This window comes from Neisseria sp. P0021.S007 (genome assembly GCF_051956855.1).
On sequence record NZ_JBQCXA010000262.1, the window covers coordinates 1 to 879 of the forward strand.

Sequence of the window (879 nt, forward strand, 5' to 3'; positions counted from 1 at the left end):
ACTTCAGTCAGTTCGATTTGGCTGTCGAGTTCGGCTGGTATCTGTTCTACTTTCAATTTTTCGCCAACGGAAACTTTATATTGTTTACCGCCGGTTTTTACGACCGCGTACATACTCAACTCCATGAGAATTAGGTTAACTTTCCGCACACCATGTGCGAAACGAGCTATTCTATTTCTATTTGCCTGTTTTGTCAAAATTTATTTTATTTACAAGTGAAAAGGCCATCTGAAAGATATGTTGCATGCTTTTTAACTGATATAATCACGCGCTGGATTGCTGATATCTTTATGCAACATTATTACCCCGACCGAATGTACGGGTTTAAACAGATTCATTGGAGCCCCGCTCCGTTTTGTCAACAGAGAATGTTTTATGCTCGAAAACCTGCCTTACTTCCAACGCCACCTGCCCGATGACCTTGCCAAAGTTAATGCGGTCATCAACCAAGCTGTTCAATCCGATGTCGCGCTGATTTCGCAAATCGGCACATACATCATCAGCGCGGGCGGTAAGCGACTGCGTCCGATTATTACCATTTTGGCAGGCAAAGCAGTCGGGCATGACGATGAAAAGCTGTATTCGCTGGCGGCGATGGTGGAATTCATCCACACCTCCACCCTCCTGCACGACGATGTCGTCGATGAAAGCGAATTGCGCCGCGGCCGTAAAACCGCAAACAATCTCTTCGGCAACGCGGCGGCCGTTTTGGTCGGCGACTTCCTCTATACACGCGCCTTCCAACTGATGGTTGGTTCGGGCAGCATGCGTATTTTGGAAGTGATGGCCGATGCGACCAACATCATCGCCGAAGGCGAAGTCATGCAGCTGATGAACATCGGCAATACGGATATTACCGAAGAGCAATACGTCCAAGTT

2 protein-coding genes are annotated in these 879 nt (G+C 47.6%); one reads left to right on the plus strand and one right to left on the minus strand.

Annotated elements, in window-relative coordinates:
• Positions 1 to 149: bL21 family ribosomal protein (locus tag ACTHUR_RS12675; RefSeq protein ID WP_440346398.1), on the minus strand; the 149-nt coding region annotated here is incomplete at its 3' end.
• Between the two features lie 226 nt (positions 150 to 375).
• Between ACTHUR_RS12675 and ACTHUR_RS12680 the strand changes: the two genes are divergently transcribed.
• A partial coding sequence (locus ACTHUR_RS12680; protein WP_440398842.1) for a polyprenyl synthetase family protein occupies positions 376 to 879 on the plus strand: 504 nt, incomplete at its 3' end.